The sequence below is a fragment of the Streptomyces sp. NPDC040405 genome, from assembly GCF_055595765.1.
This window is the reverse complement of record NZ_JBVIVI010000028.1, coordinates 1-26,106: the sequence shown is the minus strand read 5'-3', so window position 1 is coordinate 26,106 and position 26,106 is coordinate 1. Positions and strand designations below refer to the sequence as shown.

24 protein-coding genes and 1 pseudogene are annotated in these 26,106 nt (G+C 67.8%); 16 read left to right on the top strand and 9 right to left on the bottom strand.

Annotated features, from left to right (window positions below; all coding sequences use genetic code 11):
* Window positions 1-5: 5 nt before the first annotated feature.
* Window positions 6-1,046, bottom strand: coding sequence for a phosphotransferase family protein (locus ACZ59A_RS44160; RefSeq protein ID WP_470971328.1), 1,041 nt, complete (start codon window positions 1,044-1,046; stop codon window positions 6-8).
* A complete protein-coding gene (locus ACZ59A_RS44155; RefSeq protein WP_470971325.1) occupies window positions 1,043-1,852 on the bottom strand; it encodes an enoyl-CoA hydratase/isomerase family protein in 810 nt (269 codons plus the stop codon). The genes ACZ59A_RS44160 and ACZ59A_RS44155 overlap by 4 nt, the downstream gene beginning before the upstream one ends.
* 96 nt (window positions 1,853-1,948) lie before the next feature.
* Between ACZ59A_RS44155 and ACZ59A_RS44150 the strand changes: the two genes are divergently transcribed.
* From ACZ59A_RS44150 to ACZ59A_RS44130, 5 genes are all read left to right on the top strand, one after another.
* A complete protein-coding gene (locus ACZ59A_RS44150; protein ID WP_470971322.1) occupies window positions 1,949-3,535 on the top strand; it encodes a class I adenylate-forming enzyme family protein in 1,587 nt (528 codons plus the stop codon).
* Window positions 3,536-3,629: 94 nt separating this feature from the next.
* Entirely contained in the window at window positions 3,630-4,469 is an 840-nt protein-coding gene (locus ACZ59A_RS44145; protein WP_470971320.1) for an enoyl-CoA hydratase/isomerase family protein, read from the top strand.
* Window positions 4,469-5,647, top strand: coding sequence for a thiolase C-terminal domain-containing protein (locus ACZ59A_RS44140; protein WP_470971317.1), 1,179 nt, complete (start codon window positions 4,469-4,471; stop codon window positions 5,645-5,647). The genes ACZ59A_RS44145 and ACZ59A_RS44140 overlap by 1 nt, the downstream gene beginning before the upstream one ends.
* On the top strand, window positions 5,644-6,075 hold the full coding sequence (locus ACZ59A_RS44135) for a Zn-ribbon domain-containing OB-fold protein (RefSeq protein WP_470971315.1): 432 nt from the start codon (window positions 5,644-5,646) through the stop codon (window positions 6,073-6,075). Before ACZ59A_RS44140 ends, ACZ59A_RS44135 begins: the two co-directional genes overlap by 4 nt.
* Before the next feature lie 5 nt (window positions 6,076-6,080).
* Complete coding sequence (locus ACZ59A_RS44130) at window positions 6,081-6,827, top strand: SDR family NAD(P)-dependent oxidoreductase (protein WP_470971312.1); 747 nt, start codon at window positions 6,081-6,083, stop codon at window positions 6,825-6,827.
* Window positions 6,828-6,848: 21 nt separating this feature from the next.
* Here the strand turns inward: ACZ59A_RS44130 and ACZ59A_RS44125 are convergent, their stop codons facing one another.
* Complete coding sequence (locus tag ACZ59A_RS44125; protein WP_470971310.1) at window positions 6,849-7,622, bottom strand: SDR family NAD(P)-dependent oxidoreductase; 774 nt, start codon at window positions 7,620-7,622, stop codon at window positions 6,849-6,851.
* Between the two features lie 200 nt (window positions 7,623-7,822).
* On the opposite strand from ACZ59A_RS44125, the gene ACZ59A_RS44120 reads away from it, so the two are divergent.
* The 4 genes from ACZ59A_RS44120 (at window position 7,823) to ACZ59A_RS44105 (ending at window position 12,810) form a co-directional block, all read left to right on the top strand.
* Window positions 7,823-8,593 (top strand): SDR family NAD(P)-dependent oxidoreductase, encoded by a 771-nt coding sequence (locus ACZ59A_RS44120; protein ID WP_470971307.1) that lies wholly within the window; start codon window positions 7,823-7,825, stop codon window positions 8,591-8,593.
* Between the two features lie 25 nt (window positions 8,594-8,618).
* Window positions 8,619-10,103, top strand: a complete 1,485-nt coding sequence (locus ACZ59A_RS44115) for an aldehyde dehydrogenase family protein (protein WP_470971304.1) — start codon at window positions 8,619-8,621, stop codon at window positions 10,101-10,103.
* Window positions 10,100-10,879 (top strand): SDR family NAD(P)-dependent oxidoreductase, encoded by a 780-nt coding sequence (locus ACZ59A_RS44110; protein ID WP_470971302.1) that lies wholly within the window; start codon window positions 10,100-10,102, stop codon window positions 10,877-10,879. The genes ACZ59A_RS44115 and ACZ59A_RS44110 overlap by 4 nt, the downstream gene beginning before the upstream one ends.
* A gap of 254 nt (window positions 10,880-11,133) precedes the next feature.
* A complete protein-coding gene (locus tag ACZ59A_RS44105) occupies window positions 11,134-12,810 on the top strand; it encodes a class I adenylate-forming enzyme family protein (RefSeq protein ID WP_470971301.1) in 1,677 nt (558 codons plus the stop codon).
* A 126-nt stretch (window positions 12,811-12,936) separates the two neighbouring features.
* On the opposite strand, the gene ACZ59A_RS44100 is transcribed toward ACZ59A_RS44105, so the two are convergent.
* Both ACZ59A_RS44100 and ACZ59A_RS44095 read right to left on the bottom strand, forming a co-directional pair.
* Window positions 12,937-13,605 carry an alpha/beta hydrolase gene (locus tag ACZ59A_RS44100; protein WP_470971298.1) on the bottom strand — a complete coding sequence of 223 codons (669 nt, stop codon included), beginning with the start codon at window positions 13,603-13,605 and terminating at the stop codon, window positions 12,937-12,939.
* Complete coding sequence (locus tag ACZ59A_RS44095; protein WP_470971296.1) at window positions 13,602-14,072, bottom strand: MaoC family dehydratase; 471 nt, start codon at window positions 14,070-14,072, stop codon at window positions 13,602-13,604. The genes ACZ59A_RS44100 and ACZ59A_RS44095 overlap by 4 nt, the downstream gene beginning before the upstream one ends.
* A 159-nt stretch (window positions 14,073-14,231) precedes the next feature.
* On the opposite strand from ACZ59A_RS44095, the gene ACZ59A_RS44090 reads away from it, so the two are divergent.
* The 4 genes from ACZ59A_RS44090 (at window position 14,232) to ACZ59A_RS44075 (ending at window position 18,918) form a co-directional block, all read left to right on the top strand.
* On the top strand, window positions 14,232-14,888 hold the full coding sequence (locus ACZ59A_RS44090) for a TetR/AcrR family transcriptional regulator (protein WP_470971294.1): 657 nt from the start codon (window positions 14,232-14,234) through the stop codon (window positions 14,886-14,888).
* Window positions 14,889-15,638: 750 nt separating this feature from the next.
* Window positions 15,639-16,787, top strand: a complete 1,149-nt coding sequence (locus ACZ59A_RS44085; protein ID WP_470971291.1) for an acetyl-CoA C-acetyltransferase — start codon at window positions 15,639-15,641, stop codon at window positions 16,785-16,787.
* Between the two features lie 75 nt (window positions 16,788-16,862).
* The gene (locus tag ACZ59A_RS44080) at window positions 16,863-17,483 is read left to right on the top strand and encodes a TetR/AcrR family transcriptional regulator (protein WP_470971289.1); all 621 of its coding nucleotides are present in this window, start codon (window positions 16,863-16,865) and stop codon (window positions 17,481-17,483) included.
* A 394-nt stretch (window positions 17,484-17,877) separates the two neighbouring features.
* Window positions 17,878-18,918 carry an MBL fold metallo-hydrolase gene (locus ACZ59A_RS44075; protein ID WP_470971286.1) on the top strand — a complete coding sequence of 347 codons (1,041 nt, stop codon included), beginning with the start codon at window positions 17,878-17,880 and terminating at the stop codon, window positions 18,916-18,918.
* Here ACZ59A_RS44075 and ACZ59A_RS44070 read toward each other — a convergent pair.
* Together ACZ59A_RS44070 and ACZ59A_RS44065 are read right to left on the bottom strand one after the other, a co-directional pair.
* Window positions 18,881-20,449 carry an FAD-dependent monooxygenase gene (locus tag ACZ59A_RS44070; protein ID WP_470971284.1) on the bottom strand — a complete coding sequence of 523 codons (1,569 nt, stop codon included), beginning with the start codon at window positions 20,447-20,449 and terminating at the stop codon, window positions 18,881-18,883. The two genes, ACZ59A_RS44075 and ACZ59A_RS44070, sit on opposite strands and share 38 nt — an antisense overlap.
* Window positions 20,446-21,876, bottom strand: a complete 1,431-nt coding sequence (locus ACZ59A_RS44065) for an FAD-binding oxidoreductase (protein WP_470971282.1) — start codon at window positions 21,874-21,876, stop codon at window positions 20,446-20,448. The genes ACZ59A_RS44070 and ACZ59A_RS44065 overlap by 4 nt, the downstream gene beginning before the upstream one ends.
* 77 nt (window positions 21,877-21,953) lie before the next feature.
* On the opposite strand from ACZ59A_RS44065, the gene ACZ59A_RS44060 reads away from it, so the two are divergent.
* Window positions 21,954-22,616 carry a TetR/AcrR family transcriptional regulator gene (locus ACZ59A_RS44060; protein WP_470971279.1) on the top strand — a complete coding sequence of 221 codons (663 nt, stop codon included), beginning with the start codon at window positions 21,954-21,956 and terminating at the stop codon, window positions 22,614-22,616.
* Between the two features lie 763 nt (window positions 22,617-23,379).
* Here ACZ59A_RS44060 and ACZ59A_RS44055 read toward each other — a convergent pair.
* Window positions 23,380-23,832, bottom strand: a complete 453-nt coding sequence (locus ACZ59A_RS44055) for a tyrosine-type recombinase/integrase (RefSeq protein WP_470971354.1) — start codon at window positions 23,830-23,832, stop codon at window positions 23,380-23,382.
* 451 nt (window positions 23,833-24,283) lie between these two features.
* Window positions 24,284-24,562: pseudogene (locus tag ACZ59A_RS44050) on the bottom strand (hypothetical protein); the annotation flags it as partial.
* Between the two features lie 91 nt (window positions 24,563-24,653).
* Here ACZ59A_RS44050 and ACZ59A_RS44045 point away from each other — a divergent pair.
* On the top strand, window positions 24,654-24,971 hold the full coding sequence (locus ACZ59A_RS44045; protein WP_470971277.1) for a hypothetical protein: 318 nt from the start codon (window positions 24,654-24,656) through the stop codon (window positions 24,969-24,971).
* A 312-nt stretch (window positions 24,972-25,283) separates the two neighbouring features.
* Window positions 25,284-26,006 carry a hypothetical protein gene (locus ACZ59A_RS44040; RefSeq protein WP_470971274.1) on the top strand — a complete coding sequence of 241 codons (723 nt, stop codon included), beginning with the start codon at window positions 25,284-25,286 and terminating at the stop codon, window positions 26,004-26,006.
* Window positions 26,007-26,106 lie beyond the last annotated feature (100 nt).

The window sequence follows — 26,106 nt, the reverse complement described above, 5'->3', positions numbered from 1 at the left end:
CAGTACTACTCCTTCAGTGATTCGAGGCCGGCGGCGATTGCGGGCTCGACCAGTGCCCCGGCGCGGTTGAATCCGTCACCCACGGTCCGCCCACTGACGAATCGGAAATGGATGCCCTCGAGGATGACGGCCAGTTTGAAGAACGCGAGGCCGAGGTGGAACCCGATCCGTGACACGTCGCGACCGCTCAACGCGGCATAGAGATCGACCACCTCGGAGGCGCCGAGGTATCCGGCGGCCGTGGAGGCATCGGCGATGCCGTCACCCTCGGGGTGCCTGGCGAGCCGGTCGTAGGCGAGCATGAGCGCCAGATCGGCCAGCGGGTCCCCGAGAGTCGCCATCTCCCAGTCCAGCAGCGCGACTATATTGTCCTGGTCGTCGACGAGCGTGTTGTCCAACCGGAAGTCGCCGTGCACGAGGGCCGCCTCACCCGAAGGCGGCACGGTCGACTCCAGCAGGCGCCGGAGTTCGTTGACGCCTGCGAGGTCGCGGCTGCGTGACGCGTCGAGCTGGCGGCCCCACCGCCGCACCTGGCGCTCGAGGTAGCCGTCGGGCCGGCCGAAGTCGCCCAGACCGACCCCCGTGGGGTCTACCGCGTGCAGGGACGCCAGTGTGGAGACCAGACGGCGTGATATTGCTTCGACCCGCCCGGCTCCGAGCGGTTCGAGTTGCGACCGCCAGCGGAAGGTCATTCCCTCGACGCGTTCCATCACGTAGAACGGGGCACCGATGACGTCGGGGGAGTCGCACAGCAGATACGTGCGGGGGACGGGGACCTGACTGCCGTGCAGGGCCGTCAGTACGCGATGCTCGCGGCTCATGTCGTGGGCGGTCGCCAGCACATGGCCAAGGGGTGGGCGCCGCACGACCCAGTGCCGTGATCCGTCGGTCACGTCGTAGGTGAGGTTGGACTTTCCGCCCGCGATCACGGAGCCGGTCAACTCACCGGTGGTGGTGCCGGGCAGCGCCGATTCGAGGTGGGCTCTGAGGGCGGCGAGGTCCAAACCGGGCGGTTCGGCCGTGCGCGCCTCGGTCGCGTCGCTCATCGGCCCTGGAACTCCGGCGTGCGCTTCTGCTCCATCGCGTCGAGCGCCTCCTTGTGATCGGCGCTGACGAAGGTCAGGACCTCGAGCGCGGTTGAGTAGTCGAATGCGGTGGTCATCGCTTGCTTGATCATCTGATTGACCGCAAGCTTCGTGTAGGAGATCGCCACCGATGCACCGGAGGCCAGGCGGCGTGCCCAGGAGTGGGCCCGCTCGGCCAGTTCACTGTCCGGCACGCACTCCGTGACGAGCCCGAGCCGCGCGGCGTCGGGGCCCGTCAGCGCCGAGCCGGTGAGCAGGTAACGCTTGGCCTGGATGGGGCCGATGAGCATGGGCCACAGCACCGCGCCGCCGTCTCCCGCCACGAGCCCCACCTTCACGTGCGGGTCGGCGATCGTGGCCGACTCTCCCATGACGACGACGTCGCACAGCAAGGCGAGTGTCGCGCCCAGCCCGACCGCCGGGCCGTTGACCGCGGCCACGATCGGGACCTCGACATCGAGCGCGTTCCAGACGAGCTGTTTGCCCTCGTTGCGAAGATTACGGAGCGTGACAGGCCCCTGCTCCCGCATCCAGGCGAAGTCGCCACCCGCACTGAATGCCGTGCCCGAACCGGTCAGGACCACGGCTCGCGCCTCCCGCTCGTTCTTGAGCAGCTCGAAGAGCCTGCCGAGCTCACGATGCATGGGCCCGTCGACAGCGTTGACGGCATTGCGCGGGTTTGCCAGCGTCACGTGGAGGATGTCGTTCTTGCGTACGACTTCGATCGTGTTGAAGTCGTATCGAACTTCCGGATCGCTACCCGTCACAGCAAGGCCTCTTCTCTTGCTAGCTTTATTGAAGTCACTTCAGATAATATAAGTCGAGGTCGGATGAGAGCAAGAGACGAGACCAGGAGGGCATCGATGACACGCGCCGCTTCCCTGACCGCCCTCGACTCCTGGCGTTCGCGCGTCCGCGCGGCTCCCGGCTCCACGGCTCTCGTCTACTTCGACTGCACGCTCTCGGTGGGCGAGACCGACGACCTGTCTGACGCCGTGGCAGTCGTGCTCAAGGAACGCGGCGTGGGCTGCGGGGATGTCGTCGGCATCGCCCTGCAGAACTGTCCGCAGTTCGTGCTGACCGTGCTCGCGCTCTGGAAGATCGGGGCGGCCCCACTGCTGATCAACCCCATGTACCGCGGTGAGGAACTGGAGCACCTGCTGTCCGACTCCGGCGCTGCGGGAGTCGTCTGCGGCACCCGCGAGGCGGAGCACCTCAGCGCGACATGCGAGCGGGTCGACGCCTGGTCGCTGGCGACCTCCTCACGGCACTTCCAGACGCGAGACGACGACCGCGTTCTGGGACCCGAACCGGCCGCTACGCGCCAGGCGGACCTCGTCGAGCTGGCGATGCAACGCCTGGGAGAGCGGCCAAGGGCGACGGCCCCCGACCCGGCCTCGTGTGCCTTCCTGACCTACACCTCAGGGACCACGGGACCACCGAAGGGCGCCATGAACACGCACGCGGCCGTGCTGGCCTCGGCATCGGGGTTCGCGTCCGTGGCAGGGCTCGACGAGCGGGACACCGTGCTGGCGATGGCGCCGCTGTTCCACATCACGGGTGCGGTGATCAACGCGGTGATGGGGCTTGTCAGCGGCAGTCCGCTGGTGCTGACCGAACGCTTTCATCCCGGCGTGGTGCTCGATGCCTTCGTCGAGCACGGCGTGACCTTCACCGTGGCCGCGATCACGGCATACCTTTCACTCGCAGGCAGCACCGGGGCCACACCGGAGGTGTTCGCCGGTGTCCGAGCCCTCTACTCGGGAGGCGCGCCGGTGTCCCCGGCCACGGTCGAGTCGCTGGAGCGCAGACTCGGCCATTACGTTCACAACGTCTACGGCATGACCGAGACGACGTCGGCGGTTGTCGCGGTGCCCCTCGGTACCCGCGCTCCGGTCGATGAGGCTTCCGGGGTCCTGTCCGTGGGCAAGGCCATGCCGGGGGTGACCCTGCGAGTGGTCGACCTGGACGGTGCCCCGCTTGGCCCGGGAGGGCAGGGCGAACTCGAGGTGTCCGGGCCATCTGTAGTCCCCGGGTACTGGCGCAACCCTGAGGCGACGGCCGATGCGATGCCCAATGGCGTCTTGAGGACCGGGGACGGAGCCATCGTGGACGCCGACGGCTGGGTGTACATCGTTGATCGCCTGAAGGACCAGATCAACACCTCCGGCTACAAGGTCTGGCCGCGCGAGGTGGAGGAGGTCCTGCTTCGCCACGACGACGTGCGGCAGGCGGCTGTCGTCGGCCTGCCGGACGCCTATCGCGGCGAGCGCGTGAGCGCCTTCGTGGTCATGAAGCCAGGCGCGACCGTGACGGACATGGACCTCATTGCCTTTGCGCGCACGCACCTGGCGGCCTACAAGGCGCCGCGGGAGGTCCGCCTGGTCGCGCACCTCCCCACGACGACGTCCGGGAAGGTCCAGCGCCGCCACCTGCGCTCACAAACCTGAACCAGTGAGGCACCGTCATGACCTGAATTCACCTGAGTCACGAGTATCCGTCACAGCAGCCCGGCCGTCCCGGCAGACAGGAAGACCAACCGCCATGACGATCAATTCAGCAGCGCCCCCCACGGATCACGAAACCGCTCTGGTCGTCGTCGACCACGAACCCCTGGACTCGGCAGGACAGGTGGCCGCCGTCCTTCGCTTCAATCGCCCGGACCAGCTCAACGCGATCAACTGGGACACCCAGCGAGAACTTGCGAAGGCACTGGCCACCGCGGAAGCGGAACCTGACGTCCGTGCCGTGCTGATCACCGGAACGGGCCGCGGGTTCAGCGCGGGAGGCGATATCACGGCGTACCGGAAGCTGCAGGCCGACTCGGTGGCGTTCACCAAGTTCGTTGACGAATACTGCCGGCTGGTCGACAGCGTCACGTCGATGACCAAACCCGTTGTCGCGCTCGTCAACGGGATCTGCGCCGCGGGGGGCACCGAGTTGCTGCTCGCCTGCGACTTCGCCTGGGCCGCGGAATCGGCGCGCATCGGTGACATGCACATCAACTTCGCGCAGATCGGCGGGGCCGGAGCACTCGCGAGGCTCCCTCGGCTCGTCGGCTCGTCGCGCGCGTTGGAACTAGCGTTCTCTGGGCGCATGCTCGATGCCCGCGAGGCGTTCGAGTGGAGGCTGGTCAACCGGATCGTGCCGGATGATCAGTTGATCGACGAGGGCCTCAAATTCGCCCGCGGATTGGCGCTCAAGAGTCCCACGGCGCTGCATTACATGAAGAAGACCATCTGGGCGGGCCTGGGAACCGACTTCGCGCACGCGCTGAGGATCGAGCGCGACAATGCGCTTGAGTACTGCCTCACGAAACCGGACTCGATGGAAGGCATCAATGCTTTCATCGAGAAGCGCGAGCCGTGCTACAGGAACCTGTGATGGCCGCCGTCCGCAGGCCCACCTTCGCAGGGAAGACGGCTGTCGCCGGGGTGGGCTACACCTCACTGAGCCGGGAGTCCGGCGTCAGCGTCCTCGACCTGGCGACGACGGCCTGCCGTGCCGCGGTCGACAACGCCGGTCTCGACACAGCAGAGATCGACGGAATCGTCACCTTCAGCCTGCTCAACGATTCGGTCTACGGTCAGGCGGTCGCCGCCGGCCTCGGCGGGCGCCCGCTCGACTTCGCGCTCGACTTGAGCCTCGGAGGGCAGGCGCCGTGCTTTGCGGTCGCCCTCGCGGCAATGGCGGTGGAGTCCGGAATGGCGCGCAACGTCCTTGTCTTCCGCGCGCTCAACGGCCGCAGCGGCCTGCGGATAGGCTCGACGAGTTACGAGTCGCTGACCAGCGACTTTCGTTATCCGATCGGATTCGGTGCCTACCCGCAGTACATCGCCATGTGGGCACGGCGCTACATGGTGGAGACCGGCGCCACCTCCCGTGACCTCGGTGAGATCGTCGTCGCCCAACGCGAGTACGCCGCACGCAACGAGCGGGCCATTCTGCGCAATCCGCTGACGATCGACGACTACCTCGCCAAGCCGTGGGTCGTCGACCCGTTCCGCACTGCCGACTGCACCCCCGAGGTCGACGGAGGCTGCGCCGTGCTGGTCACGTCCCTCGAGCACGCGCGTGACCTTCGGCAGCGTCCCGCCGTCATCGACAGCGCGGCATGGACGACGCCGCGCGGATCGGGCATCGACATGTCCGATCTCTTCAGCTGGGAGGACTGGTCCGTGAACTGCCATACATACCTCGCCGACCGGCTCTGGGGCGCGGCGAGCGTCACGAAGGATGAAGTCCAGTTCGCCGAGATCTACGACTGTTTCAGTGCGGTCGTCCCGATGACGCTGGAAGGGCTCGGGATCTGTGCCCGCGGAGAGGCCCCGGCGTTCGTCGCGAGCGGCGCCACGCGGGCGAACGGATCGCTCCCGATCAATACCCATGGGGGTCTGCTCAGTGAGGGGTATCTCCACGGGATGAACACCCTGGCGGAAGCCGTCCTGCAGATCCAGGGCAACGAACGGGACCGGCAACTCGACCGCAATGACGTCGCAGTCGTCACTTCCGGCGCGATGATGGACGGCTCGGCCCTCATCCTGACCGGGGACAGGAAATGAACGGGCCAGGCGCTGCGGGGTATGTCGTCCCCACGCCGAACCGCGACACCGCACCGTGGTGGGACGGGATGGCGCAGGGACGCCTCACCATCCCGGAGTGCACGAACTGTCACCGGCGGTTCTTTCCGCCCCAGCCCTTCTGCCCGCACTGCGGCTCCCGGGGGTGGAACCTCGCGCCGGTGCGGGGCGATGGCCGCGTCTACTCCTGGGTGGTCGCCAACAGGTCGTTCGCCCCTGAGTTCAGCCAGGATGTGCCTTACGGGATCGTGGCGGTGGACCTCAGCGACGGGGGCCGCCTGATCGGGCGCTACCTCGGTGACCCCTCAGACCTCCGGGCGGGCCTTGCCGTGGTAGCCGAAGTAGAGCGCAAGGACGGTTTCGGACTCCTGTGGTTCGCACCCGCAGAAGCTCACGACACAACGAGGTGAAGCGGATGCGGATGCAGGACAGGGTCGCGATCGTGACGGGCGCAGGCGGCGGGCTGGGGAAGGCACAGGTGCGCCTGCTTGCCTCTCATGGGGCGCACGTCATCGCCACGGACATCGATGTGCAATGCGGCGACGAGTTGACCGACTCGCGCTCGGCCGGCGGTGGGGAGGTGGTGTTTCATCGGGCCGACGTCACCGTGCCGGAGGACTGGGACCGGCTGATCGACACAGTGTTGGAGCGCCACGGCCGGATCGACGCACTGGTCAACAACGCCGGGCTGAGCGGGCTGACCTTTCCCGATCACGACGACCTGGACGGTTGGAACACGCTCATGTCCGTGAACGCGACGAGCGTGTATCTGGGGACGACTAAAGTCGGGAAGCGCATGGCGGCCGCGAAAGGCGGCTCGATCGTCAACATCTCGTCCATCGTGGGCATCGTGGGAGGCACCGGGGGCCACCCGGGGTACTACGCGTCCAAGGGCGCTGTACGAACGTTCACCAAGATGGCCGCCCTGCGCCTTGGGCGCGACAACGTCCGGGTGAACTCGGTGCATCCCGGCTATATGCCCGCGATGCGGGGCGGCTCGGCCTCGGCCTCGGAGCGCGGCACCGACGCCGAGAGCATCCCGCTCGGTCGGCTCGGAGACCCGCGGGAGATCGCGTACGGGGTCTTGTTCCTCGCTTGCGATGAATCGTCCTACATGACCGGGAGCGAGCTGGTCATCGACGGGGGCTTTCTCGCACGCTGAGCCTGCCTGGCGGCCGCACGTTCACACGATCGCGCGGCCGCCGTCGGCGCTGAGCACGGCGCCGGTGACGTAGCTGGAGGCTCTGGAGGCAAGGAAGACCACCGCGCCGGCGAGTTCCTCAGGCTGCCCGAACCGGCCCATAGGAATATCGGCGGTCAAGCGCTCGAGCCGTTCCTTTTCGATGGTGTCGGCCATGCCCGTGGCGATGAACCCCGGCGCCAGGGCGTTGACCCGGACTCCCTTGTGCGCCCATTGTGCCGCGAGATCGCGGGTCAGGCTGATCATGGCTCCCTTCGACGTGGTGTAACTGATCGTCGACCCGTCCCTGGGCAGCAACGTGGTCAGGCCGCCGAATGACGACACGTTGATGATCGAGCCACAGCCCTGGGTGAGCATCACCCGGCCGGCTGCTTGGGCGAGCAGGAAGGCGCCGGTCAGGTTGACGTCGATGACCCGGCGCCAGCCACGCTCGATCGGCACCTCCTCGGGGGGCGCCGCCCAGAAGATGGCGGCGCTGTTGACGGCTACGTCGATGCGGCCTGTCACCTCGAGCGCGGCGGTCACGAACGACTGCACGCTTTTCTCGTCGCTCACATCCAGACTGTGAGCGAGCGCCGTCACCCCGTGCTCGCGCGTGAGCCGCCGGGCAAGCTCGTCGCAGCGGTCGACGCGACGGGCGCCGAGCACGAGGTGGCAACCGCGGGCCGCGAGCGCGCCTGCCATCGCCTCGGCGATGGCGCCGTGCCCGCCGGACACGACAGCGACGTGGTCATGGAGATCGAACAGGTCCCGCATATGACTCCTTGTTTGAAGTGACTTCAATAATGCGCACAGGGGGGGTTCCGTTACGGCCGTGTGTCAGTACTATAACCCCGGGCTACTAATTTGAACTCAACTCATCAAGGTTCAGATGTGTCACCCGGGCGAGGGCGTGGCGGGTGCGGGAGGACCGAGACGGTGCGCGGCGAGCAGGCGCGCGAACGAGGAGGTGCCAAATGAAACTTCAGGATCGCGTGGCGGTCGTGACGGCTGGCGGGTCCGGCATGGGCCAGGCCAGTGCTCGGCGGCTTGCGGCGGACGGTGCCACCGTCGTGGTGGCCGACATCAACAAGGAGTCGGCGCGCGAAACGGTCGAGCTGATCGAGTCCGACGGCGGCAGCGCTGAGGTGGCGGAGGTCGACGTGGCCGACGTCGATGGCCTGAAGGGTCTCTTCGCGGACATCGACCAGCGTCACCGGCGCCTCGACATCCTCTTCAACAACGCCGGCATCCCCGGCGCGGCGGGCATCGAGATCACGCTGGAGGAGTGGGATCGCGCCGTCAACATCAACATGCGCGGTGCGTACTTCGCGACCATGTACGCACTGCCGGCGCTCCGGCGTGCCGAGGGCCGCGGCGCCGTCATCTTCAACGCCTCCACCGGCGGTCTCGTCGGTTCGCCGGGTGCGCCGCTGTACGGAATGACCAAGGGGGGCGTCGTATTGCTCATGCAGTCGCTCGCGCTGACGCTCGCGTCCGAGGGTGTCCGGGTCAACGCTGTTTGCCCGGGAATGATGGATACGCCGATGCTGCCGCGCTTCTTCTCCCGTGAGGAGAACCCTGCCATCGAGGAGAAGATCCCCGGCTACGTCAAGCGCCAGGTGCCCATGGGCAGGCTCGGGCAGCCGGGCGAGGTGGCCGACGTCGTGGCATTCCTGGCCAGTGACGATGCCCGCTTCGTGACCGGCGTGGCCATGCCGGTCGACGGCGGCTACGTCGCGAAGTGACATCCCCGCACCGGAAGGCAAGGCCATGACCAGCACGACCACCGGCCACACGGCCGCTCCCAGCCCTACCTGGACCCTTGACCTCTTCATCGACGGTAAGCCCGAGCCGGGACGCGACGCCCCGGTCACGGTGTTCGACCCGGCAACGGAGCGTGAGCTCGCGGCGGTACCGCAGGCCGACGTGGAGCAGGTCGACCGTGCTGTCCTGGCGGCGCGCCGGGTGTTCGACAGCGGTGCCTGGACGGGGCTCGGCGCCCGCGGCCGTGCCCGGCTGATGCATCGGCTCGCCGACGAGCTCGAAGCTCGGTCCGAGGAGCTGGCGGCAGCCATCACCTATGAGTGCGGTACGCCGATCGCCCAGTCACGGGTCGGCCAGGTCAAGATGCCGCTCGACATCCTGCGCTCCTATGCCGATCTCGCCGCGGTGGACCGCACCGAGCCGCTCGGAGTCGACCTCGGGCCGATGCCCAGTGACAGCCTGGTCAACTACCAGCCGGTCGGCGTGGTCGCGGTCATCCCCGCCTACAACTACCCGCTGGTTCTCGCCCTGCGGACGATGGGCGGTGCCTTGGCCGCCGGCTGCACCGTGGTGATCGCCCCCAGCCCCAGGGCCCCGCTGGCGACGCTCATGCTCGCCGAGTCGATCGCCGCCGCGGGCTTCCCACCCGGCGTGGTCAACATCGTGCTCGGCGGTCCGCCGGTCGGGCGCAGGCTGACGAGCCACCCCGAGGTCGACAAGATCGGCTTCACCGGCTCGCGCCAGGTCGGTGAGCAGATCATGCAGCAGGCCGCGCCCAGCCTGAAGGGCGTGACCCTGGAGCTGGGAGGCAAGACGCCGACCGTCGTGCTGCCCGGTGTGGAACTGGCGCCGCTCGTCCGTCGCATGCACCTGAAGTACCTCATGAACGCAGGCCAGGCATGCGCTGCGCCTTCGCGTCTGCTCGTCCACCGCGACCAGCACGACGAGTTCGTCGAACTGAGTGCGGCTGCCTACACGAAGGTCCGGACCGGGGATCCGTGGCACCCGAAGACGATCGTTGGTCCGCTCATAGGGCTGGACCATCGGCAACGGGTCGAGGACATGGTCGACGCGGCCGTCCGGGACGGCGCTGTCGTCGCCGCCGGTGGTGGCCGTCCGGAGATCGAGAAGGGCTGGTTCATGAACCCCGTCCTGCTGGACGGCGTCGACCCGAGGGCGCCGATCGCGCAGGAGGAGATCTTCGGACCGGTCGGTGTGCTCCTGACCTACGAGGACGTCGACGACGCCGTGGCGCTGGCGAACGACGTCCCCTACGGTCTCGCTGCCGATGTCTTCTCGGCCACGACCGCCGAGGGCATCGGCGTCGCGAAGCGGCTGCGGGCGGGCACTGTCTATGTCAACGGCGGTGGGGGGTTCCGGCTGGACGCCCCCTTCGGCGGTTTCAAGGGCAGCGGGATCGGCCGGGAGTACGGTGAGTGGGGCGTGCGGGAGTTCCTTGAGCCGCAACACATCCAGTGGTCACTGCGATGAATGACCGGTTCCACGGCCAGGTCGTGGTCGTCACTGGGTCCGCCTCCGGCATCGGCCGGTCCAGCGTCGAGCGGTTCGCAGCGGAGGGCGCGCACGTCGTGGCTGTCGACGTCGCCGCGGACGCCAACAGCGCCCTGGGCGACGAGCTCGTCGCCCAGGGGCTCAGCGTCGAGGCGGTCGAGGCCGACCTCGCACAGCCCGGGGAAGCGGTTCGCGTCGCCCGAGGGATCGCCGAGCGCTTTCCGCGGATAGATGCCCTGTTCAACAATGCAGGGCTCTTCGAGGCCGTGTCCGTCGAGGCCGCGGACATGGAGCACTGGCGGCGCATGCTGGCGGTGAACCTGGACAGTGCGTTCCTGCTGATCCGTGAGCTGCTGCCGAGAATGCGGGCTGCGCCGAGCGCCTCGGTGATCAACAACGCGTCGGTGGACGGGCTCTTCGGTCACCCCGCGGCCCCCGTGTACAGCCTCGCCAAGGGGGCTCTGCTGACGATGACCCGGGCGATTGCGCATGAGCTGGGTACCCATCGCATCCGGGTCAACAGTGTGGTTCCCGGCGGGATCGCCACGCCGATGGCGACGCAGGTTCCCCAGCGCGTCAGCGATGAAGTCACCCGGTTAACCCCGCTGGGTCGGCTGGGGGCGCCGGCCGAGGTCGCCGAGGTTGTCCTGTTCCTCGCCTCCTCGGCCGCGTCGTTCGTCACGGGAGAGGCGATCGTGGTCGACGGTGGCCGCAATAGCCTCACTGCCGGCTCGTTGGGCCCGCCGGATTCCTGACTGTTCCGGAAAACGCTTCCTGGCCAGGCCGGCCATTGCCAGTGTTGCAGGCACAGTCCTTACAGGTGTTCGCAACTCAAATTATTGAACCGACCTCAGTTTAATTGAATGAGGCTGCCCGAATTCGCAGTCTTATCGATGTCCGATCCGAGTTCACATAATTTACCTCACGGTGCTCCGATGCTCGTCACATTCACGGTCGCTTGCTCGGCGGGTGCGACGTCTTGGAAAATGGTGAGGCGAGGAGGATGCACGTGACGCCTGCAAACAGCAAACGTACGGCCGGTGCGGCACATCCGCTTCTTCCGGCCGAGCTCCAGCGGCACTACAGGGAGCAGGGCTACTGGGAGGATCTGAACCTCGCCCATCTCGTGGAGTACTGGGCCTCGGCACACCCGGAGCGCGCGGCCGTCGTCGGCACGCTCGAGCTCACCTATGGGCAGCTCTGGGGCCGCGCCCGCAGGATCGCGGGGCGCCTCCTTGCCGACGGCGTCGAGCCGGGGAAGGCCGTGCTGGCCGTGCTGCCCAACTCATGGCAGGGCGTGGTGATGGAGTTGGCGGCGTCCATCGGCGGTTGGGTGTTCGTGCCGAGGGCACCGACGGTGGTGCCTGCGTTGGTCGAGCGTCTGCTCGACCAATTCGACGTTCGCGGTGTCGTGCTCATGGGCGACAAGCTGGAGCAAGAAGAGTGGCGGACGCTCTGGAGAGAACATCTGAATGTGCCCGGGCGCGTCGCGATGGTCCAGGGCGAGTGCGGAGACACCGAATCCCCCGACATCCCTGTTTTCGAGGCGGTTTCGGTGGACGGGCCGATCGCGTCACCCGTTGCGGTCGGCGGCGGCGATCCCTGTCTCGTGCTGTCGACCGGAGGCACCACGGGTTCACCGAAGAGCATCGTCCACTGCTCCAACGCGCTCGTGTACGCCACGCGGAAGATGGCCGAGGCGCTCGACTTCACCGAGCGGGACGTTTTCGTCTCGATCGCTCCCTACGGTCACGCCGGCGGCTCGCTGTTCGACATCTACCTTCCCCTGATGCACGGCGCGTCGATGCTGCCGGTGGGCCGCTGGCGCGCCGCCGACGCGGCCGAGAAGATAGCCCGCTGGCAGGGAACGGTGCTCAAGACCATGGGAACGCACGTCTACGACCTGCTCGGTGTCGAGGGTGCGGCCGATTTGCTCGCTTCGATCCGTATCGTCACCTCGGGTGCCGCGGGTGCGGAACTCTTCCTGCGTGCGGAACGCTCGCTGAAGGTGCCGATCATTCGGAACTACGGATGTGGCGAGGTGCCAGGGCACGCCCTCGGCAGACTCACCGAGCCCTCTGAATACCGGCTGTCGCACGACGGTATCCCCTTCGCGGGCATGGACGGAAAGCTCCTTGATCCTCAGACGGCGCAGGAGGTGCCGCAAGGAACTCCGGGCAGCTATCGGTGCCGGGGGCCGAACCTGTTCCTCGGGTATGCGGGCCAGCCGGAGGTGACTGCCGCCGCCGTCGACGACGACGGGTTCTACGACACCGGCGACACCATGTTCCTCGACAGCACTGGCTATCTCACCTGGAGCGGCCGGACGAAGGACATCATTCGGCGAGGAGGGCTGCAGATCGACCCGCTCGAGCTGGAGCGCTTGCTGTCCCGGCATCCGTCCGTGGACACCGTCGTGGTGGTGGGGGAGTCACATCCCCGACTGGGGGAGACGGCGACCGCGGTCGCCGTCCTGTGTGGCGGGAGCGCCGCACCTTCCCTCGATGAACTGTGCCGGTTCCTCATCGAGCAGGGACTTCCCAAACAGGAACTGCCGGAACGACTGGTACTCCTCGATGAGTTGCCCCGAACCGATGTCGGCAAGTTCCACCGGGCTGAGATCCGCCGCCGGATCGCGGACAGCGCGAACCACGCGGATCGGACGGCCCCGTCAGCCACTCGATGAGTGGACTCGAATCGTCGACCGATGCGCGGGGGACCCGGATCGAGCACGTGCGGGTGTGCTCGCCCCGGGGCGTCCGCAACGGCGGCCTTGCCACCCGCTGAGCGGCGCCGCCGTGTCCGGCGTCGCTCAGCGGGTGGTCAGAGCTTCGAGGCGACGTGCCCAGGTCACCACCGCGTCGGGCCGGTCGACGTGCACGAGATGGCCGCAGTTCTCGAGCGGCACCAGTGCGCCGTCGCATTCCAGCGCGAGCACGCGGTGCGCCTCGAATGGGATGGACCTGTCGTGGTCGCCCCAGAGAACGATGGAGAACGGACGCCGCACGCCGCTGTCGGGACGGTAGCGGGCGATCGCCGAGAGCTGGCTGACATGGAGTTCGGCGCCACAGGCGTCATAGTCGGCGACGACCGCGTCGAGTTTGTTCCTGTCGGCTCCGTCGTCGGCGAGGCCGATCTTCGCGATCTTGGTGTGGATACCGGGTGGATCGTCCGCCAGCCAGCGCAGGAGACGGTCACTGACCTCGATGCCGAAGCCGCTCGCGGTGAACAGGCATCCATCCACGGGGGAGAGCTGAGCGAGTTCCAGCGCGACCATCGCTCCCGAGCTGGCGCCGATGATGTAGTGCGGGCCGTCGTGTTCGGACAGTTGTGCTGCGATGCCTTCGGCGATCTCGGTGACCGAGTCCGCGAACGGGATCGGGGTGATCATCGCGTCGAGCTTCTCAGCGATCGCTTTCCAGGTCAGGCCGATGCCGCCGGCGCCGGGGATGATGATCCAGTGCGGCCGGGTGGTCGTCATGCGCACTTCTCCGTTCCGCGGGCCGCGATAAGCCGGGTGCTGGAGTAGCTCAGGACCACTTCATTGTCCTGATTGAGCAGCTCGTGGGTGATGCTGACCACACCGCGGTCGGGTTTCGACGAGCTACGGCGCGCTTCGGCGACCTTGCTGCGCCCGTGCACGGTGTCGCCGACGCAGACCGGGTGGCGCCAGCGCAGATTGTCGATGCCGAGCATGCCCACGGCGTTGCCCATGGAACCGGTCAGCACCAGCAGTCCCTCGGAGATCACGAAGGTGAGCCCGCCCGGCACTGCACGGCCTCCGAGTCCGATCCGCGCTGACTTGCCCGCATCGAGCCAGATCTCTTCGAAAAGGCCAGCGATCTGCACAAAGCCGACGAGATCGGGTTCTGTGATGGTCCGGCGGAGTGTTTCGATCACGAGTCCTTCGGTGAAGTCCTCGAAGAAGGCGTCACGCGTTCCGGTCAACCTCATGCTCCTCGTTTGATGTAGTGATCCATCATAAACAGAAGTCACTTCAGTTTACTTCATCGGGGCATAGTTATTTTCGGAAGATGTGCGACCGGGGGCAAGCTCAACTGATGTCAAGTTAGTATTGTGGCAAGAAGCCGAGTTGTCTGGAGCATCATGTCGAAGGCGGGAACGTCCTCAGCCAGGGCGGGCGAGCGTCCGGGGGAGCGAGTGTCGTCTGGGGGTAGACGAGAGGTCATCATCGCGAAAGCGATCGAGGTCTTCGCTCGGGACGGCTACGAGGACAGTAAGTGGGCCGACGTCGCCCACGCGGTGGGCATCGGTCCGACCGCGTTGTACTACTACTTCGAGTCAAAGGTGCACTGCCTCTTTGTGATCTTGGCCGAAGCTCTCCAGGGCCACCGCGAAGAGTTTGAGCGCGTCACGAAGAACGCGCAGGACTTCGACACGGGGTTGAGCGAGGCCCTGCGTGCCGGGTTCCGGCTCAGCGGCCATGAGGTGGCGCGTATGCGGATCCTCGTCGCGGAGCAGGGGCGTGCGGCCATCCGGCGCAAGTCCGAGTCGGAGGAGTCGGCGCGGATGCTGGCCCGTGAACGCCTGCGCGAGCTCGAATTCGCTTGGGCGGCCTATCTTGTGCGCGGGATGGAGCAGGGGATGATCCCGGAGGCCGACCCCGCGATGCTCGCGCGAGCGCTGCTGGGAATGAACACCAGTGTCTGGCACTGGTACCGGCCGGGAGGCACGGTGTCGCTGCGACAGGTCGAGGACTTTTTCGTCGAACGTCAGATGGCTGTCGCGAAGCTTGGCGTCTGACGCTCAACCGTCGACGTCGCCCGGCCCAGGAGCGCGGGCACGACAGAACGGGTACTCGCCCTGCGGGCGGGGGTGCAGGGCGGCGGACATGTGTCGCAACTCAGGGCTTCGGTCCCGGAGAGTTGGGCGACGTCAGGTCGGGGAGCCGAGTGCGGTCGGGGAGTCATGTAACGGATCTGGTGAGGAAGGCGATCTCGGTCGCCCCGAGTCGTGCGCTTCCCGAGGCGGTGGCCGGACACCTTCCGCACGGCTCCGGAGCCGGGGCGCACTGGATCCACTTGTCCGCGTGGTGCACCGCTCCTGGCCCGCCCGCACCCGGCCGAAAAACTCCTGCAGGGCTCTTGCCTGCACGGACTTCTATGCTAGAATTTTGAATTGAACTCAACTCAACAACCGCACCAGGCTCCAGCGATCCTGGACCGTCTGCTGGCCAATGGCGGGACCGGCAGCGGAAGCCGCGGAGATCGGATTGGTGAGCCGGGTCGTCCCGGCCGATCGGCCAATCACCGAGGTCGCGCGCATCGCTGAGGCCCTGCGTCGCGGACCTATCACCGTCATCGCGCGCCCCCGGCGGCTCATGTCCTCCCGCCTGACGTTCGACCCTGGCCCGCGGCTGGACCGCGTGGCCCGTGCGCCGGCCCCGGCTGCGGGCCGAGAGGTCGTGGAGGGCTTTTTCGGCAGCGGGCGCCCGACTCTCACGCCTCCCGCCCCGCATCTGAACCCTCGTACCCCGAACTCATGGAGCCCATCGTGTCCGAGGCATTCATCGTCTCAGCCGTCCGTACCCCCGTCGGTCGCCGCAAGGGCGCGCTCAGCGGTGTGCACCCGGCTGATCTCGGCGCGCACGTGCTGCGCGCCCTGCTGGAGCGCGCCGGTGTCGATCCGAGTGCTGTCGACGACGTGTACTTCGGGTGCGTGAGTCAGATCGGCGCCCAGACCGGGAACATCGCACGTACCGCGTGGCTGTCGGCGGGGCTGCCGCAGCACGTCCCCGGTACCACCGTCGACCGCCAGTGCGGATCGTCCCAGCAGGCCGTGCACTTCGCTGCCCAGGCGGTCGGGTCCGGAGCGGCCGACCTGGTGGTCGCGGGCGGGGTGGAGGTGATGAGCCTGGTGCCCATCGCCAGTCCCATGTTCGTCGGCGAACAGGCCGGTATGGGCAGCCCGTACGCGGGGGACGGCTGGCGCGAGCACTTCGGGAGCCAGGAGGTCTCGCAGTTCCGCGGGGCCGAGCTGATCGCCGACAAATGGGCGGTCTCGCGCGAGGATATGGAGCGGTTCGCGCTCACCAGCCACCAGCGGGCCCTCGCCGCCCAGGCCGACGGGGCCTTCGATCAGGAGATCACCCCGGCCTTCGGGCTCACCGCGGATGAGGGTCCGCGCGCCGACACCACGCTGGAGAAGATGGCCGGCCTCAAGACCCTCACTGAGGACGGCCGGCTGACCGCCGCCGTCTCCAGCCAGATTTCCGACGGCGCCGCCGCCCTGCTGATCGCGTCCGGGGAGGCGGTGCGCCGCCACGGGCTGACCCCGCTGGCCCGTGTGCACACCATGGCCGTGGTCGGTTCCGATCCGATCCACATGCTGACCGGTCCCATCCCCGCCACGGAAAAAGTCCTGGGCAAGGCTGGGCTGTCGATCGACGAGATCGACCTGATCGAGATCAACGAAGCCTTCGCCTCCGTCGTTCTCGCCTGGCAGAAGGAGACTGGCGCCGCTCAGGAGCAGGTCAACGCCTTCGGCGGCGCCATCGCGCTCGGGCATCCGCTCGGCGCCACGGGGGCCCGGCTCATGACCACACTCGTCCACCAGCTGCACAGGACCGGCGGGCGCTACGGTCTGCAGACCATGTGCGAAGGCGGCGGCATGGCGAACGCGACGGTCGTGGAACGCCTGTGATCAACTCGATCGACAACCGAGTTCAGCTTGGGTCTACCCTCGGGGACCGGCAGGTGACAGCAGGAGAGAGGGGCCATGACGAGGATCGTTGAACCGGAAGCGGGCCCGAGGTCCAAGCGTGCGGCGATCCTCACGGCTGCCGTCGACTGCTTCGGCGAGACCGGTTTCGAGGCCACCAAGTGGTCCACCGTGGCGGAGCGGGTGGGCATCGGTCAGACAGCCCTGTACCACTACTTCGAATCCAAGACCCACTGCCTGCTCACCATCATGCGGCTGGAGCTCCAGCGCTCCCACGACAAGTTCACCGAGGCGACTGAAGGCGTTGCCGACCCGGTCGAGGCGCTGCGGGCCGCGGTCCATACGGCGTGCGACGTATCCGACTTCGAGGTCCTGCAGATGCGCATCCTTCAGAACCACATCGAGCTGCTCTCCGGTACACGCAAGTCCACGCGCGAGGAGACGGAGCGCATGGCGGCACGGCATCTGGTCCAGCTGGTCGAGCGGGACTGGGTGAACCTTCTCGTGCGGGGCATGTCCCAGGGGACGTTTCCGCTGCGGGATGCGCAGCTGCTCGCCTCGAGCGTGCTCGGCCTCATCGTCAGCGTGTGGCGGTGGTACCGGCCGTCGGGGACGACGTCTCTGTCAGAGGTCAGCGAACTAATCGAGGAGGCATGCGTGCGAATGGTCGCCACCTGACGGCCTGCTTCTCTCCCGTAGGCTTCCTGGCCCCCTGGCGGACGTACGAGCGTCTGCCAGGGGGCTTTGTCCTGCCCTCTGGCTGCTCCGAGTAGCGATCCCGCATGCGGTCGGCGACCGGCTCTTGGCACGAGCGTTCGGCCGGGGTAGTGTTGAATTGAATTCAAATCTAATGCTCGGTTCGCCGGCGCAGCCGCTGACAAGCCACCGGAACACTGCGGCCGCCATCTGAAAGGGCCCTGTCGAGGCGTTTGCGCGCATCCCTCGCCCGCATGAAGCCGGCGGCGGGCGCCTTGTGCGCCTCCTGGCTGACTGGACCGCCATCCGGCCTCATGCGCAGGGCTGGCCAGCCTGCACAGGCGTGATTACAGCGCTACCTCAGCAAGGGAGAGTCATGACGACGCGGTTCGACCAGGGCCCATGGGCCGAAACAGGAGTCCAGACCATACAGCCCGGGGTACACCGCGTTCCCCTGCCACTGCCCAACGACCATCTACACGCCGTCAACGTCTATCTACTGGAGGACCTGACCGACGACGGCGGCCTCGTCATGATCGACGGGGGTTGGGCGATCCCCGAGGCGCGCAAGACGCTTGAGGAGGCCATGAGCGCCATCGGCCGCGACCTCGGCGACATCAGCCACATCCTGGTCACCCATATCCACCGCGACCACTACACGCAGGCGGTGGAACTGCGCCGACTGCTCGGCTCACATGTCTACCTCGGTGCGGGGGAGCGCCCCGGGCTGGAAATGATGGACCGGCGGCGCAGCGGCGAACCGGTATCCGCGCTCGAGACATTGCGGCGTGCAGGCGCCGGCGAACTGGCCGACCACATCCAGGCCATGGACCACAGCGGATACGACCCAAGCGTGTGGGAAGCCCCCGACCGCTGGCTCGGCGCAGAGACCCTCCGCTTCGGCGACAGCGAGCTGCAAGTCCTCCCGACTCCCGGACACACCAGGGGACACGTGGTCTACCTGGACGAGCAGCGCGGGCTGCTGTTCTCCGGTGACCACGTCCTGCCCCACATCACCCCGTCCATCGGCTTCGAACTGGCCGAACCCGGCGGCCTGCCACTCGCCGACTACATGGACTCGCTGCGGCTCATGACCCGTTACGCCGACACGCGGCTGCTCCCCGCGCACGGACCGGTGGCCCCCAGTGCGCACGACCGGGTCGCCGAGCTTCTCGCACACCACGACAACCGGCTGGGTAAGAGCCTGTCGGCCCTGGGAGAGAGCACGCTGGACGCTCATGCCGTCGCACGCAAGCTGAGCTGGACGCGCCGGGAGGTGCCCCTCGGCGAGCTCAGCGCTTTCAACCAGATGCTCGCCATCAACGAGACGGCGGCGCACCTGGACGTCCTCGTAGTGCGCGACCGGGCCACGTCGACGTTTATGAACGGGGTGGGCATGTACACGCGCGTGCGGTGAGCCACGACAGGTACGCGGTCACCTCGGCCGGATCGTGGGTGGCCAGCGCGATGTATCCGTCGGGCCGGACGAGGAACAGCCCAGTGTCGGCGTACGCCCTGTGCGCGTGTCCTGCGGTGTCGATGATGTCGGCGGTTCGGATATGCGCCGTGGCATCGCTCACCCGGTAGGCGTGGACCGTACCTTCGGCTCCCTCGGGGAACTGTGGCATGGGGCTGTCGCCGAAGGCCAGCACGGTGAAGTGCGGGCCGCGGAAGACGTCGAAGAGGCGTACGGGGGAGCCTGCCCGGTCCGTGCAGGGGGCGTCTGGCGCCCGGTCGCCCGCTTGCAGGGCGTCGTCGGCCGGAGCCTCCCGCCGCTCCTCGGCCAAGGGGCTGTCGCGGTAGTGCAGATCGAGTTGGTGGGTGTCGCCTCCTCGCTGCGAGAAGCCCATATTGGTGTCCTTCCGGTCCTCGCCCAGGATCCGGGTGGTCCGCTCCAGCAGGTCGGCGGCGACCTTCCGGCGTTCGGCCTCGTAGCTGTCCAGAAGGGTCGGCGGGGCGCCGTGGAGCAGGACCGCCCCGAGTTTCCAGCCGAGGTTGTAGGCGTCCTGCACGCTGGTGTTCAGGCCCTGCCCGCCTGTGGGTGAGTGGGTGTGCGCCGCGTCTCCCGCGAGGAAGACACGGCTGACGCGGAAGCGGTCGGCCATCGCAGCCCGGGGGCGCAGGACAGAGGACCAGCGGATCTCGCGGATCGTCAGGTCGTGTCCTGTGCGGTGCCGGAGAAGGTGTTGCAGCGCGTCGGGGCGGGCGTCGCGGTCGGCGTCCGGCTGCGCGTCGGGGGCGGTGAAGAGCAACAGGAAGTAGAAGGTCTCGGCTCCTTTGATCGGACTCAGGGACACCATGCCGCCCGGGGCCGTCGGCCAGACGTTCCAGTGGCCGCGGCTGAGGCCGTCGATCATTGCGTCGCCGATGAGCATCGGCGGGGAGTCGAGCATGGCACCGTCGAAGCCCACGTCGAGGGACTTGCGCACGGTGGAGCGTCCGCCGTCGGCGGCCACGAGGTAGCGGGCCCGGATCAGGTCCTCCGCTCCGCCGGGGCGTCGTACCGCGGCGGTAACCGCATCCGTGTCCTGGGTGAGGGTGGTCAGTTCACTGCCGAACTCGACCCGGCCGCCGAGTTGTTCAAGGCGCGTGGTGAGGATCTCCACCGTGCGCCATTGGGGCAGCATCCACATCTCCCCGTACGGCCGGTCCGGCATCGGGTCGTGGCGTTCCAGCATGTCGAAGGTGCCGAGCTGCGTGTTGCCGTCCCAGCGCATGATCAGGGGGTAGGTGCCGCCGGCGGCGTGTACGGCGTCGAGGACACCGAGGTCCTCGAAGATCTCCCTGGTGCGCGGCTGGATGCCCGCGCCGCGGGTGCCCGGTAGTCCCCGTCCGCCGCGCTCCACGATGCGGCAGCCGACACCACGCCGCGCCAGGTCGCAGGCGAGGGTGAGCCCGGTGGGTCCGGCGCCCACGATCAGGACGTCCGTGTCGAACGTGTCCGTCAACGCTTCCCTCCCCATTCGGCGCTTACCGGAGCGATGTTCTTGTTGAAGCGGAGCAGGTTGTGCGGGTCCCAGGCGGCCTTGACCGCACGCAGTCGCTGATACTTGGTGTCGCTGCCGTGCACGCCACGTCGCCAGTCCTCGCCCAGGTCCTCGGTGAGGTTGGTGTAGCCGTTGGGCAGGGAATGGGGCCGCAGCGCCGCGTTGACGGCCGTGGCCCACTGCTCGTGCTCCGGGTCGTGTTCCGGCGTGTCCCACATGCTGACGGCCTCCCACAGCCAGGCGGCACCCTCGCGGGAGAAGGCCATGGCGTCCTCAGCGACGTCGTCGGAGATCGCCCCGCCCATGCACCAGAGGTTGACGTTGGCGGCGGCGCCGGGGTTCGACGGCGCGGCGGCGATGTTCGCCACGAGGGTGCCGATGACGTCGGAGGACAGTTCCGGCAGGTAGCCGCCGCGCAGGTTCATGCGCTTGCCGTACGGGGCCACGGCGTCGAGCATGGTGTTCGCCTGCAGCCACGGCATCTTCGTGACCAGGTTGGCCACCGGCCGGCCGAGCGCGGCGAGCGGCTCGATGACCTCATCGGCCGCCGCCGGATCCCCGCTGTGGACCGGGACGAGGACCAGGACCGGCTTGCCGTGTGCCTCCGCGGGCAGCATCGGCAGCGCGGGTGCGGGGGCGATCGCGGCCAGCAGGCCCAGCTCGCGCGGGGCCGTGGCCATATGCGCCGGGAGCTTGGCGAGGACGTCGGCCGCCTGGTCGAACGGGAAGATCAGCTGTCCGGCCACGACATCGGGGCCGACCGGATGTGCGCGGTACTCGAACGCGGTGACGACGCCGAAGTTGCCGCCCCCGCCGCGCAGTGCCCAGAACAGTTCGGGGTTCTCCGCTTCGCCGGCGCGGACCTTGCGGCCGTCGACGGTGACCATCTCGCAGGCCAGCAGGTTGTCGACAGTGGCGCCGTGGCGGCGCATCAGGTGGCCGATGCCGCCGCCCAGGGTCAGCCCGGCCACGCCGGTGGTGCTGACGGTGCCGGCGGGTACGGCGAGACCGTGCTGCTGGGTGGCGGCGTCCAGCTCGCCGAGCAGGACGCCCGGCTGGGCCCGTACCACCCGGGTGCCGGGATCGACGGTGATCGCCTTCATGGCCGAGAGGTCGACGACCAGTGCGCCGCCGGGCATCGCGTGACCGTCCGAGCCGTGACCGCCGCCGCGCACGGCCACGGGAATGCCGCGGGCGGAGGCGTAGCGCAGGACGGTCGCGACGTCGTCCTCGTCGGCGCACCGCGCGATCAGCGCGGGGCCGTTGTCGGCGGCGCGGCCCTGATACAGCGCGCGCGCCGTGTCGTACCGGTTGCCGTTGCCGGGCCTCAGTACCGGGCCACGGAAGTCGGTGGGGAAATCGGTATGGGGGTCTGCTGACAGGGTCATGTGGGGCCTCCTCGGGCGCGACACTAACCGGAAATCCAATTTCCGGTTACGTGATGGGAGGGTAACATCGGAGGCAAATGAGTCCCACCAAGCCCCCCGGCGACCGTCCGCTTCGGGCCGACGCCCGCCAGAACGTCGAACAGATCCTCCAAGTCGCCCAGGACGTCTTCGCCGACCTCGGCTACCAGGCGTCCATCGCCGAGGTCGCCCGGCGCTCCGGCCTCGGCATGGGCACCATCTACCGGCACTTCCCGAACAAGACGGTCCTGGTGGAAAGCATCGCGATCAAGGTGATGCGGGAGAGCCTGGCCCAGGTGCGGCGCGCGCTATCCGAGGAACCGGGCTCTTGGACCGCCTTCACCCGAGTGGTACGCCACATGGCGCGACTGCGCAGCGGCCAGCTCTTCCCCGTCTCCCGGGGGCGCGCTACAGAGCCGGGACCCGAACTCGCCGGTATCCGCACAGAGCTCCTCACCGCTCTGGAGGATCTGGTGGCCCGGACGCAGCGGGCGGGAGTCATGCGCGACGACGTGAACGCCTTCGACGTCGTCCTGATGCTCAACTCGATACCGCCACGCCTGACCGACACGGAGGACGGCAGCCCCGCGGCGGATTTGGCCGACCGGTACACCGGCGTACTCCTCGACGGGATGCGGGCCCCCGGCTCCGAGGCCCTGGCTCAACCGGCTCCGGGCCGCCGGGAGATCGACCAGTTCTTCCGGACCGTGCACGGCCTGTGACGAACGTCCGCGGCGCCAGGGGGGCGTCCGTCGCGCAACAGGACCCACAGGAAGCTGACCCGGCGGAAACGCCGGTTCTAGGGACAGCAGCCGAGCCAGGCGTTGGATAACCCGGCACATGGTGGCGGGCGAGATGCCGAAGAGCCGTCTCCACCGACAACGGCTCAGCCGGTGGGGCTCGAATATTTATCGCTGCACTTCAGGCGACATACGGGTACTTGTTGAGCCTCTCGCTCAGGATCTTGTCCACACGAGCGTCGACGCGTCTTCTTGTCTCGGAGGCGTTCGCTTCCGGGCTTCGGACGGTGCCTGGCCCCCGGCTCGGTGAGGGCGGGGGCGTTGCGGTCGCGGCGGGCAGCTGCGTTCCCGGACTATCCATGGACTCCCGCAGCTGGTGTCTCTCTGGCACTTCGTCCTTCCTCTGGCGGTTCTTGTCGGATGTGGCCAAGCGGTGCATGGTGGGAGTGGAAGCGAAGCTGGCTTATGGAGGCATTATCGTGGGGACCATTTGGGGACCACACGGTGTGCGCGACCCCGCACAACTCAGGTGTTACCGCACGTATTTCGCTTGCGGAAAGCGCCGTATTCCCGGGTAATTCGGCGTTCGCCTGTCAAGGGGTCGCAGGTTCAAATCCTGTCGTCCCGACGGTGTTATTGCAGGTCGGAGGCCGTTTCCGCCGGAAGGCGGGGGCGGCCTTTTCCGTTGGTGGTCGTTGGGTGGTCGTAGATCGGCTCCGGGCACGCTTCTGGCCCTGACTTTGTCTCATGCTGCTTGTGTGTACTGGTCGCTGTGGGGTCGGCTTCGCTGGGCGGGTGGGCTGGTGGTCGTTGGGTGGTCGTAGCGCTTTTCCTCGCGGTCGAGCTGTTTGGCGATGGCGTCGACGGCTTGGCGGGCCGCGGGCTTGGTGAGGTGGCCGTAGACGTTGGCTGTGGTGGAGACCGTGGAGTGGCGCAGGGTTTTCGAGACGATGGTCAGCTCGACGCCGTGGGTCAGGGCCAGGGTTGCGGCGAGGTGGCGGAGGTCGTGGACGCTGGTGCGCGGGACGCCTGCCTGGCGGGCGAGGTAGTGGAAGTGGTTGAGGACGTATTCCGGGTGTAGGGGGCGTCCGTCTTCGCGGTGGAAGGCGAATCCGCCGCCCGGGTCGCTGGGCGTGTGGGGCCTGGGTTTTGCGGTGGGTGAGGAGGGCGTGGATGCGGGGTGAGAGGGCGACCCAATCGCTGCTCTTGCGGGTCTTCGGGCGGGTCAGGGTGAGTTTGTTGTTGTCGATCGCCGAGAGGGTCCAGCGGACGTAGATGGTGTGGGCCTGGAGGTGGACGTCGTCCCAGTGCAGGCCGAGGGCTTCGCCTTTGCGGAGACCGGTGCCGATGAGGAACTCGATCAGGTCGGCGAAGTCCGGATCGTTGCTGCGGCAGTGGCGCAGGAAGCGGATGGCCTGGGCCGGAGTCCAGATGGTGCGCTCGCTGGAGGCCGGGCGGGGGATCACGGTGGGCCGGACGACGTTCACGGGGAGTCGGTGCTGGTGGACGGCGTCGCCGATTGCGCTGGAGAGGGTGGCGAGGATGTGCCACACGGTGGGACGTCCGCGCCCGGCGGCGAGCTGGGCCAGTACGAAGTGGTGGATGTGCTCGTAGGCGAGCTCGTCCAGGCGGATCGGTCCGAGTGCCGGGATCAGGTCGTGGTGGACGTAGTCGCGGTAGCGGACCCATGTGGTGGGCTTGAGCCGCAGCCGCTTGGCCGCGAGCCACTGGACCAGGTAGTCGGCGACGGTCTGGTTCGGGTCGGCACTGACGCCGCTCCGGCGGCCGGCGCGGTAGCGGTGCAGGGCGGTACGGGCGTCGTCCTCGGTGGGGAAGCCGCCGCGGCGCACGGTGCGGTTGTGCCCACCGGGCTCGGTGGCGGGAAGGTCGACGGCGAAGGTCCAGGTCCCGTGGGCGGGATTGGACATCAGCCGGGGGCAGTGAGTGCCGAGCTGGCGGCGCTGCTCGTCGCGGCAGCCGCACCGGCGGTAGACGCGCCCCACAGTTTCGTGGGCGCGCATGACGATCACCTTCTACGGCGACGTGGAATTGTTGCGGTATTTTCATTGTGAATCGCTGCTAAGCGAAATGGAAATTCCTTACGACCACAATCCGACCACCACGGCCCTGATCCGTTGCCTGACCAGCGACGATCCCTTTACTTTGCCGACAAGTGCGCGATCTGCTGGGCATGCAGTGAAACCGCAAAATAGTGTGCCAAGCCAGCGAGTCTCCATTATCGGCGCCGCCAAGGGATCCGCAGACGCCCAGGATCTTTCGTCTGCTGGCGGTACAGGCGAGACACCCTTCTGGCGGACCGCGACTTCACGAGCCTGACGGGCTCACGGGAAGGCCGCCCCTGTACGCGAGAGTGGAACCCGCTCACGATCACCGGTGACGGGGTGTCCGGCAGGGCCGGCGCGTCCCTGGTCGGCGACCTACGGCAACCCGTGCGAACTGCGGGCTCGTATGGCGGACGGCACGGTCTTCGCGTTCTAGCGGAACCCCAGGAACGGTTTCGTCAGGGGGACACCCGACCCACCGGCCCTCCAAGCGAATTCAGGCCGGTCCGGTGCCTCGCGGCCCGTATGCTGGGGGCGACGGCTCCCGCGTAACAGCAGGGCCGAGCGACCGGACTTGGGGGCCCGATTGCGCGACGTCATTTATCTGTCCGTAGGCAAGCTGCGGCAGCTCCTGCCGGAGCCGCGCCGCGCGCCCCGCGCCGGGGCGGTGCGCCTGTCCACACCGTTCGAAGTGCAAGGACTGCGGACTGACATCGACAGGCTTCGCAGCAGCGCTGACGCCACACGAGCGGCGGTCGACGGCCGCAACGACGATCGCATCCTCCGCGAGATCGCCGAGCTGAAAGCTACCGTCGAAGGCTGGCGGGCAGACGCCGCGGAAGCCCAGCACGCGGAAGCCGAACTTGACCAGGCTGAGGAACCAGCCGCCCCCAACGAGGCCGATACAGGCGACTTCGATGAACTCCTCGACCTCGCGGCCGGCGTCGCCTACGCGGAAATCTCCTGCCACCGCGACACCTGGGACTTCCTCGTCGCCCAATCCAGCCGCGGCCAGCACTTCCGCCTCCCCGGGGCCGTCGAGGAACGCGACTGCCTCGTCGACGCCGACCTGTCCGGCCGCACGCTCATCGCCGTCCTCGACGCTCTATGGCGCACCCAGCGCGATCAGGACGCCGAACCGGGAACTCGGCGCCTCGCCGCCAAGGTGTACAGCCGCATCGGCATCGCTCTGCGGCAGGTCGAGGCCGACGGAAGGCCGCGTCAGACGCGTGCCGAAGGCGAGCAGACCGAGCATGAGGCGACCCGCATCGTTATCGACGACCGGCCCCCAGTCGAGGCAGCAGGCTGAACCAGCTAGTGTCCTGCGCCAGTAGTTGATCGTTAGTTGTTGCGTGACTTCTTCTTCTGGTGCTTCGGTCCCTCGTCGGGGCCCGAAGCTCGAACCGTTG

Coding starts and splice junctions, on each gene's coding strand:
- ACZ59A_RS44160 (WP_470971328.1), bottom strand. CDS start 1,046: ATGAGCGACGCGACCGAGGCGCGCACGGCCGAACCGCCCGGTTTGGAC.
- ACZ59A_RS44150 (WP_470971322.1), top strand. CDS start 1,949: ATGACACGCGCCGCTTCCCTGACCGCCCTCGACTCCTGGCGTTCGCGC.
- ACZ59A_RS44145 (WP_470971320.1), top strand. CDS start 3,630: ATGACGATCAATTCAGCAGCGCCCCCCACGGATCACGAAACCGCTCTG.
- ACZ59A_RS44140 (WP_470971317.1), top strand. CDS start 4,469: ATGGCCGCCGTCCGCAGGCCCACCTTCGCAGGGAAGACGGCTGTCGCC.
- ACZ59A_RS44135 (WP_470971315.1), top strand. CDS start 5,644: ATGAACGGGCCAGGCGCTGCGGGGTATGTCGTCCCCACGCCGAACCGC.
- ACZ59A_RS44130 (WP_470971312.1), top strand. CDS start 6,081: ATGCGGATGCAGGACAGGGTCGCGATCGTGACGGGCGCAGGCGGCGGG.
- ACZ59A_RS44125 (WP_470971310.1), bottom strand. CDS start 7,622: ATGCGGGACCTGTTCGATCTCCATGACCACGTCGCTGTCGTGTCCGGC.
- ACZ59A_RS44120 (WP_470971307.1), top strand. CDS start 7,823: ATGAAACTTCAGGATCGCGTGGCGGTCGTGACGGCTGGCGGGTCCGGC.
- ACZ59A_RS44115 (WP_470971304.1), top strand. CDS start 8,619: ATGACCAGCACGACCACCGGCCACACGGCCGCTCCCAGCCCTACCTGG.
- ACZ59A_RS44110 (WP_470971302.1), top strand. CDS start 10,100: ATGAATGACCGGTTCCACGGCCAGGTCGTGGTCGTCACTGGGTCCGCC.
- ACZ59A_RS44100 (WP_470971298.1), bottom strand. CDS start 13,605: ATGACGACCACCCGGCCGCACTGGATCATCATCCCCGGCGCCGGCGGC.
- ACZ59A_RS44090 (WP_470971294.1), top strand. CDS start 14,232: ATGTCGAAGGCGGGAACGTCCTCAGCCAGGGCGGGCGAGCGTCCGGGG.
- ACZ59A_RS44080 (WP_470971289.1), top strand. CDS start 16,863: ATGACGAGGATCGTTGAACCGGAAGCGGGCCCGAGGTCCAAGCGTGCG.
- ACZ59A_RS44075 (WP_470971286.1), top strand. CDS start 17,878: ATGACGACGCGGTTCGACCAGGGCCCATGGGCCGAAACAGGAGTCCAG.
- ACZ59A_RS44065 (WP_470971282.1), bottom strand. CDS start 21,876: ATGACCCTGTCAGCAGACCCCCATACCGATTTCCCCACCGACTTCCGT.
- ACZ59A_RS44060 (WP_470971279.1), top strand. CDS start 21,954: ATGAGTCCCACCAAGCCCCCCGGCGACCGTCCGCTTCGGGCCGACGCC.
- ACZ59A_RS44045 (WP_470971277.1), top strand. CDS start 24,654: ATGACGATCACCTTCTACGGCGACGTGGAATTGTTGCGGTATTTTCAT.